This is a genomic window from Leisingera sp. ABM4_101, from assembly GCF_056158725.1.
Window position 1 is genome coordinate 1,451,947 of the sequence record NZ_JBSWTV010000002.1, and the last position, 16,159, is coordinate 1,468,105.

The following is a 16,159-nucleotide window of genomic DNA, read 5'->3' on the forward strand; positions in this document are numbered from 1 at the left end:
ATTTCCGTCAATTCAGGCGGTTTCGAAAGGTTCAATATGAAAGCTGCAAAACTCCTTGGTCTGCTGACTGCGGGCGCGATGTTCCTGTCCGGCTGTGTCTCCCCTGAGGTGGTCACCACCAACAATGTGGACAATTCCTCGCTGACCTGCGAAGAGATCAAGACCCAGATGGGCCAGCTGGACGAAATCCGCGCCGAAGCCAAGAAGGGCAAGACCGCCTCGGGGAAAAATGTGGCAGCTGCTCTGCTCTTCTGGCCGGCGGTTATCGGCAACTACGCCAATGCAAACGAAGCGCTGGAGGCGGCAAACAAGCGCCATGAAGTGCTGGTTGGCCTGGCGAAGAAGAAGCGCTGCAAGTTCTGAGCGGTGCCAGGCTTGTGATGCAACGGAAATGCAGGGGCTTCCCCTGCATTTTTTGTTTCCGGAGATTGCAGCCCGGCAGCGGACCGTGACTGCAGGGGAGTTTTCCCGCGGCCGCGGATTTGCGGCAGCGGCGAAAGCCGATTAAGCCTGAAAAAGCAATTCTCCACGATAAGCAGGTTTTCATGCCCAAGACCTTTCCGACCCCGAAGCTGGTGATCTTCGACTGCGACGGCGTGCTGGTGGACAGCGAGCCTGCTTCGAACCAGGTGCTGATCGAAAACCTCGCCCGTCACGGGCTGCAGCTGACCATGGAACAGTCGATGGCGCATTTTGTTGGCAGCACCATGGCCAGCGTGATGGAAAGGGCCCGCAGCCTGGGCGCGGAACTGCCGGAGGGCTGGATCGCCGAGGTCTATGCCGAGACCTATGCCCGGCTGGAGCAAGGGGTGCCGCTGATGCCGGGCATTCCAGAGCTGCTGGCGCAGCTTGACGCACAGGGCATCCCGGTCTGCGTCGCCTCCAACGGCAGCGAGGACAAGATGCGCATCACCCTGGGCCAGAACGGGCTGTGGGAGCGGTTCCACCCGCAGGCGATGTTTTCGGCCCATTCCCTGGGGGTGGCCAAGCCGGAGCCGGGGCTGTTTCTGGCCGCCGCCAGCCATTTCGGCGTGCAGGCGCGGGATTGCCTGGTGATCGAAGACAGCGGCAGCGGGGTGACCGCGGCAGTGCGCGCAGGCATGCGCTGTCTGGGGTTTGCGCCGCATGGGAGCGGTGCGAAGCTGGCGGCGCTGGCGGCGCTGGGGGCGGAAGTCTTCACCGGCATGTCAGAGGTGCCCGCGCTTTTGTCGATCTGAGGCGGATGTGCTATTGTTCCGCTTATGGAACAGACATTGCAAACCCCGTTCCTGCAGCCCGCAAAGGGCGTTGAAATCCGGAGCCTGCCCAAGCCGAAACCGGTGCGGGCGCCGCTGTTCATTCAGGATGCGGTGACCCCTTGGGCAGATGGCACCATGCTGCTGGCCCTGTGGCGGCTGCAGGAAGCAGAGGAGCGGGACAGTTAGCTGCCGAAACTCTCTGCTGCTTCTTTCTGGTCTAAAATACCTCGGGGGTGCGGGGGCAGGCCCCCGCTTCCGCCCTACCGGCTTATCCGTAGGTCGGGTGAAATTTCCCGGCCGGCGACAGGGTGAAAATCTCGGCCCCGTGAGCGGTTACCCCGATCGAATGCTCGAACTGCGCCGACAGCGATTTGTCGCGGGTGACGGCGGTCCATTCATCGGCCAGGATCTTGGTCTCCGGACGGCCCAGATTGATCATCGGCTCAATGGTGAAGAACATGCCCTCTTCCAGCACCGGGCCGGTGCCGGGGCGGCCGTAATGCAGCACATTGGGCGGTGCGTGGAACACCGTGCCCAGCCCGTGGCCGCAGAAATCGCGCACCACGCTCATCCGCTGGCTTTCAGCATAAGCCTGGATCGCATGGCCAATGTCGCCAAAGGTATTGCCGGGCTTTACCGCCTCGATCCCTTTCATCAGCGAATCATGGGTGACTTGAATAAGGCGCTCGGCCTTGCGCGGCAGCTTGCCCGCCACGAACATCCGCGAGGTGTCGCCGAACCAGCCGTCGACAATCACCGTGACGTCGATGTTGAGGATGTCGCCGTCCTTCAGCTTCTTGTCGCCGGGGATGCCGTGGCAGACCACGTGGTTCACCGAGATGCAGCTGGCGTGCTGATAGCCCTTATAGCCGATGGTGGCCGACTTGGCGCCGGAGTCCTCAACCATCCGGGTGATGATGCGGTCAATCTCGCCAGTGGTCTGGCCGGGAAACACATGCGCGGCGATGTCATCCAGAATGCGCGCGGCAAGCGCACCCGCCTTGTGCATGCCGGCATAATCGCCGGCTTCATGAATGCGGATGCCGTCCTTGGTTGTGCGGCCGTCTTTCGATCTCATCAGGCGAAGCTCCATCGCGAGTTGTCCCGTAGCTATTTAAGGGGTCTTTGCCAAAAGGGCCAGAGGGGGCGGGCAAGGGGCAGTGCCCAAAGCTGAAGGGGCACCTGTATAGCAGCAGCGGGTTAGAAGCGGATGAAGGCAGCGTGCGCTGCCTGTTGCGTCTGCCTTAGCGCGCTGCCTGCAAGGGGCTGCCCAGTTCGACACCATCGGGGGTGATCCGTGTTCCGTAGACAAGCCGTTCCACACCAGCGGCCTGAGCGCTGGCAAAAGCGTCTGCGTAGGCCGGGTCGATATCGGCAGCCAGCTGGAAGCGGGTGCAATCGGTGCGCTGCACCAGGTAGAGCATCACCGCCCGGTGGCCCTGGGCCGTCATGCTTGCCAGCTCGCCAAGATGTTTGGTGCCGCGCGCGGTGACGCTGTCAGGAAATTCTGCCAGACCCGGCTGGCGCGACAAGGTCACGCTTTTCACCTCGACATAGCAGTCGGGCAGGCCGTCTTGGCTTAGCAGGAAGTCGATCCGGCTCTTCTCGCCGTATTTCACCTCGGGACGCACGGTCTTGTAGGCGGCCAGTTCCGCGATCTCTCCCGCTTCCAGGGCGGCGCGCAGGGCGCGGTTCGGGACCGAGGTGTCGACGCCTGTGAAGTGGCCGCCGTCATGCTCCACCAGCCGCCAGCCGTATTTCAGCTTTTTCTTGGGGTCGTCGTTAGGCTCCAGCCAGACCTTCGCGCCCGGCTCAGCAAGCCCCATCATGCTGCCGGGGTTGGCGCAATGGGCAGTGATCTCCTGTCCGTCCTCCAGCCGGCAGTCGGCGAGGAAGCGTTTGTAGCGGCGGATCAGCACGGCGGGGATCAGAGGGGTTTCAAAGCGCATGAGCTTAGGCCTATATCTGCGGAGACGAGGTATCAAGGGGAGGAAGATTATGGCCAATCCAACCGCTGCCATGCTGGTCATCGGGGATGAGATCCTGTCGGGCCGCACCCGCGATGCCAATATGCATTACCTGGCAGGCGAACTGGCCAAACATGGCATCGACCTGAAGGAAGTGCGTATTGTCAGCGATGATGAGACTGCGATCATTGATGCGGTGCGGGCGCTGTCCGGGGCGTACGGCCATGTGTTTACCAGCGGAGGCATCGGGCCGACCCATGACGATATCACTGCGGATTGCATCGCCAAGGCGTTTGAGGCGCGTCTGGATGTGCGGGATGACGCGCGGGCAATCCTGCAGGCGCATTACGACACCCAAGGGATCGAGCTGAACGAGGCTAGACTGCGGATGGCGCGCATTCCCGAAGGTGCGGCACTGATCGACAATCCGGTCTCTGCCGCGCCAGGCTTTACCTTGGGCAACGTGCATGTGATGGCGGGCGTGCCGATGATTTTCCAGGCGATGGTCTCCAGCGTGATGCCGACGCTTACGGGCGGCCGGCCGATGCTGTCGCAGACGCTGCGGGTGCTGCGGGGCGAGGGCGAAATCGCGGGCCCTCTGCGGACGCTGGCCGAGGCCTACGGCGATTTGTCGGTGGGGTGCTATCCCTTTCAGAAAGACGGTGCCTTTGGCGCCAACATCGTGATCCGCGGCACCGACGGCGCCCGCGTGGATGCCGCGATGACCGAGCTGGCAAAGGAGCTGGAGCAGTGACCACGGATCCCCGTTATTATGCTGTGACTGAGGCGACCTGGCCTTCGGCTTCGGTCCGGGAACTGGGGCCGGTGACCCTGCGTGAAGGGCAGGGCGGCGGCAGCCGGGTGTCGGCGGCCACCGTGAACGGCGCAGCCTCGGAGGATGAGATCGCTGCCGCAGAACAGGCGATGCGGGCGATGGGGCAGGACTGCCTGTTCATGATCCGCGACGGCGAGGCAGAGCTGGATGCCCAGTTGGCGGCGCGCGGTTACGCGGTGAAGGATCCGGTCAATTTGTGGACTTGCCCGGCGGCGCGGCTGACGGATATTCCAGTACCCCGCGTGACTGCCTTTTGTGTTTGGGAGCCGCTGGCCATCCAGCGCGAGATCTGGGCGCAGGGCGGCATCGGGCCGGAGCGGCTAGCGGTCATGAACCGTGTACAGGGGGCAAAGACTGGCCTGTTGGGCCGCCACAAGGACAAGCCGGCCGGTGCGGGGTTCGTGGCCATTCACGATGGTGTTGCGATGGTCCACGCGCTGGAAATCCTGCCGCACCAGCGCCGCGCCGGAATGGGGGCCTGGATGATGCGCCAGGCGGCGTTCTGGGCGGTGGAGAACGGTGCCAGCGAATTGGCAGTCCTTTGCACGAAACGTAACGACGGCGCAAATGGGCTTTATGCTTCCCTTGGTATGGACTGCGTCGGAGAGTACCACTACCGGATTTTGCAACAAGGCGATTGACTGCAATGAGTGACCATAACCAGCCCACAGCCCTCGACCTGCCGATGGTGGATCCGCTGCCGCCGGAAACGCAAAAATACTTCGATATCTGCACCGAGAAACTGGGCTTTGTGCCCAATGTGCTGAAGGCCAATGCCTTCGACATCGGCAAGCTCAACGCATTCACCGCTATGTATAATGACCTGATGCTGGCGGACAGCGGCCTCAGCAAGCTGGAGCGGGAGATGATTGCGGTGGTGGTCTCTGCGATCAATCGCTGTTTCTATTGCCTGGTGGCGCATGGTGCGGCAGTGCGGCAGCTGTCGGGCGATCCGCAGCTGGGTGAAATGCTGGTGATGAACTATCGGGTGGCGCCGCTGGAGCCGCGGCAGCGGGCGATGCTGGATTTCGCCGCCAAGATGACCACGGCCAGTGCCGGGATTGAAGAGGCCGACCGGCAAGGCTTGCGCGACGCGGGGTTCTCTGACCGCGATATCTGGGACATCGCCAATGTCGCCGGTTTCTTCAACATGTCGAACCGGGTGGCCAGCGCCACTGCCATGGTGCCCAATCCGGAATACCACAGCCAGTGCCGCTAAGACGTTTTATTACCATTGCAGCCGCAGCTTTGCTGCCGGGCCTGCCGGGCGCGGCGGAGGTTACTCTGCCGCAGGGGGCTGTTGCCGTGTCTGAGCGGGTCTCGGCGCTGGGTGTCTACCAGTTGCCGGTTGGCCCGGAAGAGGCCGACAGGGTGCCATCAGAACGGTTTGAGGGGCAGATCCTGCGCCGCACCTGGCGGCTGGAGGGCGGCAGCACCGTGCTGCAAATCCTCGCGCCTTTGCGGGATCAGTTGCTGGAGCAAGGGTTCGAGCTGCGGCTGGATTGTGCGGCGCGGGATTGCGGCGGTTTTGGTTTTCGCTTTGGGATCGAGGTGGTGCCTTCGCCGGACATGATGGTCGATATCTCCAGCTATCATTTCCTGTCTGCGGCTAAAGGCAAAGAGGCAGTTTCGCTTCTGGTGTCGCGGGCAGGCGGCGCGGCCTATGTGCAGATGATCACGGTGGGTCAGGCAGAGGCTGCACCCGTGGCGGTGGTGAAACCTGAAGCAGAGGCATCTGCAGCGGCAGATCCGGCGCGGCCGGTGGAACTGGCGAAGGTTCTGGAAGTGCGGGGCCACGCGGTGCTGACAGACCTGGTTTTCGAGAGCGGCTCGACCCGGCTGCGGGAGGGCCGCTACGCCAGCCTGGCGGAACTGGCGGCCTATCTGGCGGCCAATCCGCAGTACCGGCTGCTGCTGGTGGGGCATACGGACACGGTCGGCTCGCAGGAGCAGAATACCGGCATCTCTGAGCGCCGGGCGCAATCAGTGAAGGCGCGGCTGATCGAGGCTTATGACGCTGACGAAGCGCGTATCGAAGCAGCCGGGGCAGGGTTTCTTGCGCCCATTGCCAGCAACCTCAGCCCCGAAGGGCGCAAGGCTAACCGGCGGGTGGAGGCGGTGCTGCTCAGCGACTGAACACCAGGGCCCATGATGTTGCACAATGCTGCCGCTCCAGCGGGCGCGGTCCGCCGGGTTGCGAAATGCGGCAGTCAGTCAGCGGCGGCGCATGTCGCGCGGGCAGCGCTGGTACATGGCCTTGAACTGGCGGGAAAAGCTGGGCAGAGAGACAAACCCCACCGCCAGCGCCACTTCGGTCACGGGCATCTGAGTATTGCGCAGCAAGTCCAGCGCTTTGCCGAGCCGCAGCTGCAGGTAATAGGCCTGCGGGCTCATCCCGTGCCCGCGCTGGCAGCGCAGGCGCAGTGCCTTGGGGCTGAGGCCAAGCGTCCGGGCGATCTCTGCCAGCGGCCGGGGATCTGAGATGTCCGCGGCCATCAGGCTGTGCATTTGCTGCAGCAGAGGGTCCTTAGTGGTTTCCACCCTTTGCCGGACGCCGGCGGGACGGATTTCGCCATGTGCCATGGCATCCGATGTTGCTGCTGCCAGTTCTTCGGATGTGCGTGCGGCGATCCAGGCCAGCATCGCGTCGCCGGTCGCGATGCCGCCGGCCGCGGTCAGACGGCGCCGGTTCAGGCAGTAGATCCGGTCGCTGACGTCAATGTCCGGCCAGGTCTCGCGAAATCCCGGCTCTGCCTCGTAGTGCAGCACCGCTTGGTGCCCATCCAGAAACCCCAATTCTGCCAGAACCACTGTGCCGGTGTCGACACCGCCCAGGGTTGCACCGCTGCGCTCGGCTCGGGACAGCCAGGCGCGTGTTCCCGCGGGGACGGCTTGCAGCGGGTCATAGCCGGCGCAGATCAGCACGAGGTCTGGCAGCGGAGCCTCCTGCCAGCTTGTCCTGTCCGGCGTTACGATCGCGCCGTTTGACGCCCGTACGGCGGTTTGCGTAGCGGCCAGCGTCTCCCAGGTGAAGAGTGTCTTTCCGGCGCATTTGTTGGCCAGCCGCAGTGTTTCTGCCGCGAGGACATAGGCCAGCATCTGAAAACCGGGGAAGAGGATAAAGGCCGTTTTATGCATGGTGGGAGTATTGAGATAAATCAAGGGCGTTTCCAGATAAATACTTGCTGCCAGCTGGCGGTTACCCTCGCCCCAGGAAACTGCGAAAGGATCATTCATGACCGTTATGACCCCAACCCCGCTGCAAGGCCGCCCGGCCAATTGTTCGGACGCCGAATGGGAGGCGCGCTGCGAGCTTGCTGCCATTTACAATGCGCTGGTGAAATACCGGCTGACGGATCAGACCAACCAGTGGCATGCAATCCGGGTGCCGGGCGAGGACGCGCTGATCACCCATCACTATGGCTGGATGCATGAGGAGGTCGCGGCCTCCAATCTGATCAAGGTAGGGTTCGACCGGGTGAACCACAATCCGGAAAACGGGGAGCCTAACCCCTCGGCCACGGAGATCGGCAAGCTGTTCTTTGAGGCAGAGCCGGAGAAGAACTGCATTATGCATATCCACACCAAGGCGATCATGGGCGTTAGTGCGCAAAAGGAGGGCGTGGGTCCCTACAGCCAGGCCTATCTGATGATCGGCGGCGGCGGCGTTCTGGGCTATACCGATTACGAGTTCGAATGCACCGATGATTTCCTGACAGGATTGCTGGCAGCGGGCCGCGGTAAAAAGGCTGTGGTGGAAGCCTGGCATGGCGCCTTTGTGTTTGGTGCCACGGCGGGGGAGGCGTTCTTCCGTTCCTTCTACCTGGATCAGGCCTGTGCGGTACAGCTGGAGGTGCAAAAGGCGGCCGCCTGCCCGGGTGTTGAAATCCGCACCATTCCCGAGTCAGAGCAGAAACGCCATTTGCGCGATATGGCCGCCAGTGACTGGTATGGCTACGAGGGTGAATTGGAGTGGCACGCCATCCGCCGCCGGCTGGACGCAGAGGCGCCTCATTACAAAGGCTGAAACCGGTCCGGAACCGCAGGCCGAGGGCTCCCGCGCCTTGCCGGTTGCATCAAAGATGCCGCCGCAAGCCTTGGGCCCGGCGCCGTGCGGATGCACGGCGCGCGCCGCACAGCGGCGCCAGGCCCAACGGGAGCGGGGCAATCTTCGATTGATCCGGTCCGGGCGGGAGATTTTTCCCTTCTGAACATGGCCGCTGAAAGGAAATGCAAAAAAGCCCCCGCGCGCGGCGCGGGGGCAGGTCTTCGAGGGATGTCTTGGTCCGGTTTTCCGTTGAACCGGTTCAGGTTTTCCATTCGGAAGGATCGCGGTCGGCAAAAGCTGCAACCAGGAAGTCGATGAAGGCGCGCACCTTGGGCTGGGTGAATTTGCCAGGCGGATAGACCGCGTAGATGCCTTGGGTTTCCATCGGCAGACTGGGCATCACGTCCTCGACCAGTCCTTCCTCCAGCGCTTCGGAGTAGAGGTAGCTGGGCAGATAGGCGATGCCGAGGCCCGAGATCGCCGCGTTCAGCAGCGACTGCCCGTCATTGACCGACAGCCAGCCGGAGGTACGCACCTGGCGTTTTTCGCCTGACGGTGCGGTGATCTTCCAGACATTGCCGCTGGACTGGCTGGAGTAATGCAAAAGCTTGTGGTTGTTCAGCTCGTCGATTTTCTGAGGCCGGCCGTATTTCTCAAGATAGGCAGGAGAGGCGATCATCCGCTTGGTGGTTTCGGTCAGCTTGCGGGCGCGCAGGGAGCTGTCTTCCAGCTCGCCGATCCGCACTGCCATGTCGAAACCTTCGGAAATCAGCTCCACATAGCGGTTGTTCAGCACCATATTGACAGTGATGTCCGGAAAATCGCGCAGGAAGTCCGATAGCACCGGCGACAGGTGATTGACCCCGAAATCGGTGGCGACCGAAATTCGCAGCAGGCCGGAGGGCGCAGATTGCATCGAGGTGACCAGCGCATCTGCTTCGCCTGCGTCATTCAGCACCCGGCGGGCCCGGTCGTAATAGGCTAGGCCGATCTCGGTGGGCGAGACCCGGCGGGTGGTGCGGTTCAGGAGGCGCGCGCCAAGGCGGGCCTCCAAGCTGGAGACATGTTTGGAGACGGCAGATTTCGAAATCCCCATCTTCCGCGCCGCGTCGGTGAAGCCCCCTTGGTCCACCACATTGGCAAAGGCCTCCATTTCCGTCAGTCGGTCCATGTTCACCCGTCCTCGCAATTCCTTGTTGCCCTCAGTGTTGCAGGTGAAATCGGGCAAGATCGGGGCAGGCTTGGGATAATTGCGAGGTTTCGTGCGGATCGTTTGCGCTGTGGAAACGGCGGCGGCTTTGGCCGGCGGGACGGCAGTAGGAAGGTTAAAATAGCTTTAAAATGTGAGTTTTATCACCAGAATCCACAGGGGCAGGGTGATTGCGCTGAGGAGTGTGGATTGCGCAATTAGCGTGGCAGCAAGCTCCCGGTCGGCGCCAAAGGCGGAAGCCAGCACATGAGCGGCGGAGGCCGTAGGCAGAGCAGCAAACAGCACCAGAACAGCGGCCAGGCCGGCCTCTGCGCGCAGCAGCAGGCAGGCCGCCAGGACCAGCGTCGGAACCAGCACCAGCCGCACCAGGCACAGATAGCCGTTAAAGAGATCCAGCCGCGCAAGGGCCCGCCAGTTCATCGTGGCGCCAATGGAGAGCAGCGCAATCGGAATGGCGGCATGGGCCAGCATTTCGGCCGGGGCCAGGATCGGGGCCGGGATTTTATAGCCGGACAAGCCAACTGCGACGCCTGCAATGGAGGCCAGCAGGAAGGGATTCAGCGCAATCTTCAGCACTGTTTCCCGCAACGACAGGCTGCCGCCGCGTGACAGCGCCGTGACGGCCAGTACATTGGCGACCGGCACCGCCATGCCGATGGCAACAGCCATCTGGCCGGTCAGCTCTGTGCCGATCGCGGGCAGGGCGACAAAGGCAATGGCCGTATTGAAACGCCAGGCGGTCTGCCAGGCACCTGCAAAGTCGAGAAAGCTGCTTGCTCTGAAACTGCGTGCCAGCAGGCCGAGGCCCAGTGCCAGGGCCAGGATGCTCCAGACTGCAGGGCCGATACGGCCCAAATCGGCTGCCGCGATGGGCCGTCCGCAGGCTGCAAAGAACAGCAGAGCCGGAAACAGCACCTCGAAATTCAGTTTGTCGAGACCTTGCCAGGCCTGCGGTGCCAGCCGCCTGCGCACCAGGCCGCCCAGTGCGACCATCAGGAAGCTGGGGGTAAGACCCATCAGAATGACTGCAAAAACCACGGCGGCCCCCTGCCTTGCTTTACGCTGGCGACAGTGGCGCCGCTGGGTGCGGCAGGCAAGCAAAAGCATGAGACCGGCATGGGCCGGGCGCTTTGCTGACGCAAATTTGTGCATCCTGGAAAGGCGGCCGGATTGCCGCCAGCCCATGCACAGCTAGCTTTAACGTGATAGCAGAGCGAAGTGCTGGAGGAAGCGAGATGAAACTGCTGATTGCGGCTGCGGTGTCTGCCTGCCTGGCGGCCCCCTTGCTGGCGGGCGGGGAGACGCCTTCGAACCCAGGGGCAAAGGTGTATTTCGCCAATGTTGAAGATGGGGATACGGTCACGTCGCCGGTGACGCTGGTCTTTGGCCTGTCTGGCATGGGGGTGGCGCCGGCCGGGGTGGCGAAGGAGAACACCGGCCATCACCACTTGCTGATCGACCGGCCGCCGCTGGGCGAAGGGGAGGAGGGCGCAGATGAGCTGGCCTATGGCCTGCCTTCTGACGAAAACCATCTGCATTTTGGCGGCGGCCAGACCGAGGTGACACTGGAACTGTCTCCGGGCCGCCATACGCTGCAACTGGTGCTAGGCGATGCGGGCCATGTGCCGCACGCGGTGCCGGTGGTGTCTGAAGTGATTACGATCACGGTAGAGTGACGCTTCGGCCCGGAGCGAAACATCCGGGCGGCTGCACAGGTTAGGCAGGAGAACCCAAAACAAGAGGACCTTCCATGCTGACCTGCATCATCCGCTATAAAATCAACCCGGCCAAGAAGGCGCAGTTCGAACAATACGCCCGCAACTGGGGGCAGGCAATTCCGCGCTGCGGGGCGGACCTGATCGGGTATTTTGCCCCGCACGAGGGGTCTTCGACACTGGCTTATGGCATCTACAACGTGGAGAGCCTGGCGGAATACGAGGCCTATCGCGCGCGGCTGGCGGCCGATCCGCTGGGGCGGGAGAATTACGAGTTCGCGCAAAAGGAAAGGTTTTTGCTGCGCGAGGACCGAACCTGGCTGAAGCTGGTTTCGGAGCCGCATGGCGAGAGATAGGAGCAGAGCGGAATGATTGCCGTTATTTTTGAGGTCGAGCCGGCTGAAGGCATGAAGGACAGTTACCTTGAACATGCGGCCGGGCTGCGGCCGCTGTTTGAAGGGATCGAGGGTTTCATTTCGGTCGAGCGCTTCCAGAGCCTGGCAACGCCGGGCAAGCTGCTGTCGCTGTCGTTCTGGGAAAGCGAGGAGGCACTGGCGGCCTGGCGTCAGCTTCCGGCGCACCGGGCGGCGCAGGCCAAGGGGCGCGGGGAGTATTTTGCGGACTACCGGCTGCGCGTCGCGGGGGTGATCCGCGATTACGGCATGGAGGCGCGGGCAGAGGCCCCGCGGGACAGCGTGGCCGTACACGGCTGATCTTTGTGCCAGCCAGAGTTGCCGCAAAGAATTTTGAAAGATTTGCGCTGATGCTTGTCCCAACTGCTGCAGCGGGCGGCTCCCGCCCGGCTTAGGCGCATTGAAATGCTCCTGCACCCGTTGGGCACGGCACTGCGCCATGGCGCAGTGCCCTCCGCCGCGCCGCCGGCGCGGCGCCTGGCCCAACTGCGGGCCGGGCCTGAAAGGGCCGGGTAACGCAGGCGGGAGAGCTTCGGCCGCCTTAGAGGCTGGCAGCCAGACGGGTGCCCTGGTTGATGGCGCGTTTGGCATCCAGTTCCGCGGCCACATCGGCCCCGCCGATCACATGAGCGGTGATGCCGCGGTCTGCGAGATCATCAGCCAAGGACCGTTCGGAGACTTGGCCCGCGCACAGCACGATGGTGTCTGCCGGGATCACCCGCGGATTTTCCCTAGCCTCGCCAAAGCTAACATGCAGGCCTTCAGCGTCGATGCGCTCGTAGTTGACGCCGCCGACGAACTCAACGTTCTTCATCTTGAGTGCGGTGCGGTAAATCCAGCCGGTGGTCTTGCCCAGCCGCTTGCCGTGGCGTTCGGCCTTGCGCTGCAGCAGGGTCACCTTCCGGGCGGGGGCTGCGGGCTGCGGACCTTCGGGGGCGAGGCCTGCGCGGTGTTCAGCCGGGTCCGCAACGCCCCATTCCTTCAGCCAGGCAGGCAGGTCGGTGGTGGGGCTGTGGCCCTCTTCCAGAAGAAATTCGGAGACGTCAAAGCCGATGCCGCCCGCGCCGACCACAGCAACGTGCAGGCCGCCGGCTTTTTGTGGCGCAGCACGTCAATGTAGCTCAGCACATTGTCCCGGTCCTGGCCGGGGATCGCGGGGGCGCGCGGGGTGACGCCGGTGGCGATCACCACCTCGTCGAAGGCGGTCAGGTCCTCTGCCGCAACCTCACGGCCCAGCTCCAAGGTGATGCCGGCATCAGCCACCATCACCCTGTACCAATCCACCAGTCCCCAGAATTCCTCCTTACCCGGCACCTGTTTGGCCATGTTGAGCTGGCCGCCAATTTCACCGGCGCGGTCGAACAGGGTGACCCTGTGGCCGCGCTGGGCAGCCGTTAGGGCTGTGGCGAGGCCTGCGGGGCCGGCGCCGACGATGGCAACGGATTTGGACGTGGCCGCGGGTTCGATCACCAATTCAGTCTCGTGGCAGGCACGCGGATTGACCAGGCAGGAGGTCAGCTTGCCGCTGAAGGTATGGTCGAGGCAGGCCTGGTTGCAGGCGATGCAGGGAGCGATCTGGTCCGCTTGCCCGGCTTCGGCCTTGGCCACGAAATCGGCATCCGCCAGCATCGGCCGGGCCATCGACACCATGTCGGCGCAGCCCTCGGCCAGCACCTGCTCGGCGACTTCGGGTGTGTTGATGCGGTTGGAGGTGATCACTGGGATGCCGACCTTGCCCATCAGCTTCTTGGTGACCCAGGCAAAGGCCGCGCGGGGAACCGAGGTGGCGATGGTCGGGATACGGGCCTCGTGCCAGCCGATGCCGGTGTTGAGGATTGTGGCGCCGGCCTTTTCGATTTCCTGTGCCAGTTGCACGACTTCCTCATGCGTGGAGCCGTTCGGCACCAGGTCGATCATCGACAGGCGGAAGATGATGATGAAATCGCGGCCCACGGCCTTGCGCGTGCGGCGCACCACCTCAATCGGCAGCCGCATCCGGTTCTCATAGAAGCCGCCCCAGCGGTCGGTGCGCTTGTTGGTGTGGGTGACCAGGAACTGGTTGAGGAAGTATCCCTCCGATCCCATGATTTCGACGCCGTCATAGCCTGCCTCCTGCGCCAGCCGGGCGGCGTTCACGATGTCGGCGATCTGCTTTTCGATGCCATCCTCGTCCAGCTCATGCGGCGGGAAAGGGGAGATCGGCGATTTCACAGGGCTGGGGGCGACGCATTTGGGGCCATAGGCATATCGGCCAGCGTGCAGGATCTGCATGGCAATCTTGCCGCCCGCCGCATGCACCCGGTCCGTCACCACGCGGTGGTTCTCTACATCCTTGGGCGAGGTCATCATCGAGGCCCCCGGCAGCACGGATCCCTCAAGGTTTGGGCCGATGCCGCCGGTCACCATCAGCGCCACCCCGCCGCGGGCGCGGGCGGCATAGAATTCTGCAACCCGGTTCCAGTCTCCGGTCTCCTCCAGCCCGGTGTGCATCGAGCCCATCAGCACCCGGTTCTTGAGCCGGGTAAAGCCCAGATCCAGCGGGGCAAGCAGATTGGGGTACGCTGTCATCGTAAAACTCTCCCTGGCAGTTGCCCCTAGGATCAAGGGCGCGGGCCGCCTTGTCACGGGCAAACGCCGCGTCACCCCCTTGCGTGCCCCGGCGGCAAGCGGTCTAAGGTTGTGAAAACCTTTGCCTAGGAGAGCCTGATGACGCCGGAAGAGATTGCCAAGCTGCCCTACCGCCCCAACGTCGGGGTGATGCTGATCAATGCCGAGGGAGCGGTGTTCGTCGGTCAGCGCAAGGACCGCTACAAGGACGCCTGGCAGATGCCGCAGGGCGGGATCGACGCGGGTGAGGACCCGCGGATTGCGGCGCTGCGCGAGCTGGAGGAAGAAACCGGTGTGGCGCCTGAGCTGGTTGAGATTATCGCCGAGAGCAACGGCTGGCTGCCTTACGACTTGCCGCATGACGTGGTGCCCAGTTTCTGGGGCGGCAAATACCGCGGGCAGGAACAGAAGTGGTATCTGATGCGGTTCCTCGGCACGGATGACCAGGTCAATATCGAGACTGATGATCCGGAGTTCTCGGCCTGGTGCTGGCAGCCGGTGGAGAGCCTTGTGGAGAAGATCGTGCCGTTCAAGCGCGAGGTCTATGCGCGGGTGGTGGCAGAGTTCCGGGAGTATCTGTGAGATGCGGTTCTTGTTTGGTTTGCAGAATGTCACCGCCCGTCTTATAGGCCGGGCAGCGCACGTCCCGCCCCCCACTGGGCAGGTGCTTCGCTTCCTCCCCGGCGGAGCGGGCGCTGCCCTATCCGTGAGCTTCCTGATGTTTTTGGCCGGCCCGGCTGCGGCCCTCAGCTGCCTGCCCTGGGGTCCGGCGGACGCCTATCTGCAGGCCGCAAAATCGGACAGCGTCTACAACGTCATCGCAGGCGAGCTGCGGTTTGACGAAACCCTGCTGCCGCAGTCGCATGCTGATAATCCCAATGACACGCCGCCGCTGACCCGCGTCCCGGCGCAGCTGACGGGCAAGCTGCTGGAGGGCAAGTATTTCTCAGGCCGGGTTAATCTGCCGGTGACGCTGGAGGTGGAATGCCTGGGCCCTTGGTGCGGTGGGATGAAGTCCGGCGCGGGCTATGTGTTTTTTGCCGAACAGCGCGGGAAGGCGCTGGTGGTCCGGGCGAATGCCTGCGGCGGGCTTGCGTTTGATGATACACCGGAAGTGCGGCGGCAGGTGCTAGATTGCCACCGCGGTAAAGCGTGCGAGCCTGCCCTGCCGCAGTGATCCGGGTTACTCCGTCGGAGCGGTCAGCGGTTTGCGCAACCGCAGGCGGGATTGGCCAAGCCACAGGCTGAACAGGGCCAGCACGGCACCCAGCATCTGGTTCGGCGTCAGGGTCTCATTCAGCAGCAGCCAGCCCAGGATCACGGCAGACAGCGGGCTGAGCACACCCAGGAGCGAAACCTGCGATGGGTCGAGCCGGGCAAGGCCGCGGAACCACAGGATATAGGTCAGCGCGCCGCCGATGAGGCTCATGTAGGCAAGGCCCAGGATATTGGCAGCCGTGAAGACCGGCATCTCAGGCACTATCCACAAAGCAACAGGCACCAGCAGAAGCCCGCCTGCAGTCAGCTGCCAGGCGGTGAAGGTGAGGGGCGGCACCGGCGGCTGCCACTTGCGGGTGAGAACAACGCCGGCGGCCATCGACAGCGCTCCTCCGAGGCCGGCAAGAACGCCTAAAGTGTCGAGTTGGGCGGCTGGGGTCAGGACCAGCAGGGCGACACCTGCCATGCTCAGAAGCGAGGCGGCAATGGCAGCGGCGCGGATCTGCGTCTGCAGCAGCAAGGCGGACAGGAACACCACGATCAGCGGCTGCACCGCTCCCAGCGTTGCGGCAACCCCGCCCGGCAGGCGGTAGGCGGACAGGAACAGCAGCACCCAGAACAGCGAGAAGTTCAGCGCACCGAGAACCATCAGCCGTGGCATCCAGTTGGGGGGCGGCAGCCGACGCACCAGCACCAGCAGAAGAAGCCCGGCGGGCAGAGCCCGCAGCAGCGCCACAACCAGCGGTGAGTGGCCGGGCAGCAGGGTGGTCGTCACAATGTAGCTGCTGCCCCAGATGGCGGGGGCCAGCGCGGTCAGCAGAAGGGTCCGGATTGGCATGTAGATCTCCTTATCTTGATGTCGAGATAATGGATTTTATCTTGACGTCAAGATGTAAAGGTCTACACCG

The 16,159-nt window shown here is 63.4% G+C and carries 19 protein-coding genes and 1 pseudogene; 13 read left to right on the plus strand and 7 right to left on the minus strand.

From position 1 onward, the window contains the following. Nucleotides 1-36 precede the first annotated feature (36 nt). From ACXAEK_RS08100 to ACXAEK_RS08110, 3 genes are all read left to right on the plus strand, one after another. Complete coding sequence (locus ACXAEK_RS08100) at nucleotides 37-363, plus strand: YgdI/YgdR family lipoprotein (protein WP_475041056.1); 327 nt, start codon at nucleotides 37-39, stop codon at nucleotides 361-363. Nucleotides 364-545: 182 nt separating this feature from the next. Next, the gene (locus tag ACXAEK_RS08105; protein ID WP_475041058.1) at nucleotides 546-1,217 is read left to right on the plus strand and encodes an HAD family hydrolase; all 672 of its coding nucleotides are present in this window, start codon (nucleotides 546-548) and stop codon (nucleotides 1,215-1,217) included. A gap of 24 nt (nucleotides 1,218-1,241) precedes the next feature. Next, nucleotides 1,242-1,424 (plus strand): hypothetical protein, encoded by a 183-nt coding sequence (locus ACXAEK_RS08110; RefSeq protein WP_475041059.1) that lies wholly within the window; start codon nucleotides 1,242-1,244, stop codon nucleotides 1,422-1,424. Nucleotides 1,425-1,506: 82 nt separating this feature from the next. Here the strand turns inward: ACXAEK_RS08110 and map are convergent, their stop codons facing one another. Next, a complete protein-coding gene (map, locus tag ACXAEK_RS08115; RefSeq protein WP_475041061.1) occupies nucleotides 1,507-2,316 on the minus strand; it encodes a type I methionyl aminopeptidase in 810 nt (269 codons plus the stop codon). Nucleotides 2,317-2,482: 166 nt separating this feature from the next. Further along, nucleotides 2,483-3,187: a DNA/RNA nuclease SfsA gene (gene sfsA / locus ACXAEK_RS08120; RefSeq protein ID WP_475041062.1), complete on the minus strand. Its 705-nt coding sequence runs from the start codon at nucleotides 3,185-3,187 to the stop codon at nucleotides 2,483-2,485. Between the two features lie 49 nt (nucleotides 3,188-3,236). Between sfsA and ACXAEK_RS08125 the strand changes: the two genes are divergently transcribed. The 4 genes from ACXAEK_RS08125 (at nucleotide 3,237) to ACXAEK_RS08140 (ending at nucleotide 6,176) form a co-directional block, all read left to right on the plus strand. Then, nucleotides 3,237-3,959 (plus strand): competence/damage-inducible protein A, encoded by a 723-nt coding sequence (locus tag ACXAEK_RS08125; RefSeq protein ID WP_475041064.1) that lies wholly within the window; start codon nucleotides 3,237-3,239, stop codon nucleotides 3,957-3,959. Next, nucleotides 3,956-4,681 carry a GNAT family N-acetyltransferase gene (locus ACXAEK_RS08130; protein ID WP_475041066.1) on the plus strand — a complete coding sequence of 242 codons (726 nt, stop codon included), beginning with the start codon at nucleotides 3,956-3,958 and terminating at the stop codon, nucleotides 4,679-4,681. Before ACXAEK_RS08125 ends, ACXAEK_RS08130 begins: the two co-directional genes overlap by 4 nt. A 5-nt stretch (nucleotides 4,682-4,686) precedes the next feature. Continuing rightward, nucleotides 4,687-5,259 (plus strand): peroxidase-related enzyme, encoded by a 573-nt coding sequence (locus ACXAEK_RS08135; RefSeq protein ID WP_475041068.1) that lies wholly within the window; start codon nucleotides 4,687-4,689, stop codon nucleotides 5,257-5,259. Between the two features lie 86 nt (nucleotides 5,260-5,345). Next, nucleotides 5,346-6,176, plus strand: coding sequence for an OmpA family protein (locus tag ACXAEK_RS08140; RefSeq protein ID WP_475041070.1), 831 nt, complete (start codon nucleotides 5,346-5,348; stop codon nucleotides 6,174-6,176). 78 nt (nucleotides 6,177-6,254) lie between these two features. On the opposite strand, the gene ACXAEK_RS08145 is transcribed toward ACXAEK_RS08140, so the two are convergent. Next, entirely contained in the window at nucleotides 6,255-7,202 is a 948-nt protein-coding gene (locus ACXAEK_RS08145; protein WP_475041071.1) for a GlxA family transcriptional regulator, read from the minus strand. Nucleotides 7,203-7,275: 73 nt separating this feature from the next. Between ACXAEK_RS08145 and ACXAEK_RS08150 the strand changes: the two genes are divergently transcribed. Next, nucleotides 7,276-8,067, plus strand: a complete 792-nt coding sequence (locus ACXAEK_RS08150; RefSeq protein WP_475041073.1) for a class II aldolase/adducin family protein — start codon at nucleotides 7,276-7,278, stop codon at nucleotides 8,065-8,067. A gap of 280 nt (nucleotides 8,068-8,347) precedes the next feature. On the opposite strand, the gene ACXAEK_RS08155 is transcribed toward ACXAEK_RS08150, so the two are convergent. Then, nucleotides 8,348-9,259: a LysR family transcriptional regulator gene (locus tag ACXAEK_RS08155; RefSeq protein ID WP_475041075.1), complete on the minus strand. Its 912-nt coding sequence runs from the start codon at nucleotides 9,257-9,259 to the stop codon at nucleotides 8,348-8,350. A 165-nt stretch (nucleotides 9,260-9,424) separates the two neighbouring features. Further along, nucleotides 9,425-10,336: an AEC family transporter gene (locus tag ACXAEK_RS08160; RefSeq protein ID WP_475041077.1), complete on the minus strand. Its 912-nt coding sequence runs from the start codon at nucleotides 10,334-10,336 to the stop codon at nucleotides 9,425-9,427. A gap of 197 nt (nucleotides 10,337-10,533) precedes the next feature. Between ACXAEK_RS08160 and ACXAEK_RS08165 the strand changes: the two genes are divergently transcribed. The 3 genes from ACXAEK_RS08165 (at nucleotide 10,534) to ACXAEK_RS08175 (ending at nucleotide 11,726) form a co-directional block, all read left to right on the plus strand. Then, nucleotides 10,534-10,974 (plus strand): DUF4399 domain-containing protein, encoded by a 441-nt coding sequence (locus ACXAEK_RS08165; protein WP_475041079.1) that lies wholly within the window; start codon nucleotides 10,534-10,536, stop codon nucleotides 10,972-10,974. Between the two features lie 74 nt (nucleotides 10,975-11,048). Further along, nucleotides 11,049-11,369 carry an NIPSNAP family protein gene (locus tag ACXAEK_RS08170; RefSeq protein ID WP_475041080.1) on the plus strand — a complete coding sequence of 107 codons (321 nt, stop codon included), beginning with the start codon at nucleotides 11,049-11,051 and terminating at the stop codon, nucleotides 11,367-11,369. Nucleotides 11,370-11,381: 12 nt separating this feature from the next. Then, nucleotides 11,382-11,726 carry an antibiotic biosynthesis monooxygenase family protein gene (locus ACXAEK_RS08175; protein WP_475041081.1) on the plus strand — a complete coding sequence of 115 codons (345 nt, stop codon included), beginning with the start codon at nucleotides 11,382-11,384 and terminating at the stop codon, nucleotides 11,724-11,726. A 241-nt stretch (nucleotides 11,727-11,967) separates the two neighbouring features. On the opposite strand, the pseudogene ACXAEK_RS08180 reads toward ACXAEK_RS08175, so the two are convergent. Continuing rightward, nucleotides 11,968-13,994, minus strand: a pseudogene (locus ACXAEK_RS08180) (FAD-dependent oxidoreductase). A 138-nt stretch (nucleotides 13,995-14,132) separates the two neighbouring features. Here ACXAEK_RS08180 and ACXAEK_RS08185 point away from each other — a divergent pair. Further along, nucleotides 14,133-14,615 (plus strand): RNA pyrophosphohydrolase, encoded by a 483-nt coding sequence (locus ACXAEK_RS08185; RefSeq protein ID WP_222479113.1) that lies wholly within the window; start codon nucleotides 14,133-14,135, stop codon nucleotides 14,613-14,615. A gap of 136 nt (nucleotides 14,616-14,751) precedes the next feature. Next, on the plus strand, nucleotides 14,752-15,210 hold the full coding sequence (locus ACXAEK_RS08190; protein ID WP_475041083.1) for a hypothetical protein: 459 nt from the start codon (nucleotides 14,752-14,754) through the stop codon (nucleotides 15,208-15,210). Nucleotides 15,211-15,216: 6 nt separating this feature from the next. On the opposite strand, the gene ACXAEK_RS08195 is transcribed toward ACXAEK_RS08190, so the two are convergent. Continuing rightward, nucleotides 15,217-16,089: a DMT family transporter gene (locus ACXAEK_RS08195; protein WP_475041084.1), complete on the minus strand. Its 873-nt coding sequence runs from the start codon at nucleotides 16,087-16,089 to the stop codon at nucleotides 15,217-15,219. Nucleotides 16,090-16,159 lie beyond the last annotated feature (70 nt).

Excerpts from the sequence above, each read along its gene's own strand:
- ACXAEK_RS08165 (WP_475041079.1), top strand. The coding sequence starts at position 10,534 with ATGAAACTGCTGATTGCGGCTGCGGTGTCTGCCTGCCTGGCGGCCCCC.
- ACXAEK_RS08110 (WP_475041059.1), top strand. The coding sequence starts at position 1,242 with ATGGAACAGACATTGCAAACCCCGTTCCTGCAGCCCGCAAAGGGCGTT.
- ACXAEK_RS08150 (WP_475041073.1), top strand. The coding sequence starts at position 7,276 with ATGACCGTTATGACCCCAACCCCGCTGCAAGGCCGCCCGGCCAATTGT.
- ACXAEK_RS08135 (WP_475041068.1), top strand. The coding sequence starts at position 4,687 with ATGAGTGACCATAACCAGCCCACAGCCCTCGACCTGCCGATGGTGGAT.
- ACXAEK_RS08170 (WP_475041080.1), top strand. The coding sequence starts at position 11,049 with ATGCTGACCTGCATCATCCGCTATAAAATCAACCCGGCCAAGAAGGCG.
- ACXAEK_RS08190 (WP_475041083.1), top strand. The coding sequence starts at position 14,752 with ATGTTTTTGGCCGGCCCGGCTGCGGCCCTCAGCTGCCTGCCCTGGGGT.
- ACXAEK_RS08195 (WP_475041084.1), bottom strand. The coding sequence starts at position 16,089 with ATGCCAATCCGGACCCTTCTGCTGACCGCGCTGGCCCCCGCCATCTGG.
- ACXAEK_RS08105 (WP_475041058.1), top strand. The coding sequence starts at position 546 with ATGCCCAAGACCTTTCCGACCCCGAAGCTGGTGATCTTCGACTGCGAC.
- ACXAEK_RS08100 (WP_475041056.1), top strand. The coding sequence starts at position 37 with ATGAAAGCTGCAAAACTCCTTGGTCTGCTGACTGCGGGCGCGATGTTC.
- ACXAEK_RS08155 (WP_475041075.1), bottom strand. The coding sequence starts at position 9,259 with ATGGACCGACTGACGGAAATGGAGGCCTTTGCCAATGTGGTGGACCAA.
- ACXAEK_RS08185 (WP_222479113.1), top strand. The coding sequence starts at position 14,133 with ATGACGCCGGAAGAGATTGCCAAGCTGCCCTACCGCCCCAACGTCGGG.
- sfsA (WP_475041062.1), bottom strand. The coding sequence starts at position 3,187 with ATGCGCTTTGAAACCCCTCTGATCCCCGCCGTGCTGATCCGCCGCTAC.
- map (WP_475041061.1), bottom strand. The coding sequence starts at position 2,316 with ATGAGATCGAAAGACGGCCGCACAACCAAGGACGGCATCCGCATTCAT.
- ACXAEK_RS08175 (WP_475041081.1), top strand. The coding sequence starts at position 11,382 with ATGATTGCCGTTATTTTTGAGGTCGAGCCGGCTGAAGGCATGAAGGAC.
- ACXAEK_RS08125 (WP_475041064.1), top strand. The coding sequence starts at position 3,237 with ATGGCCAATCCAACCGCTGCCATGCTGGTCATCGGGGATGAGATCCTG.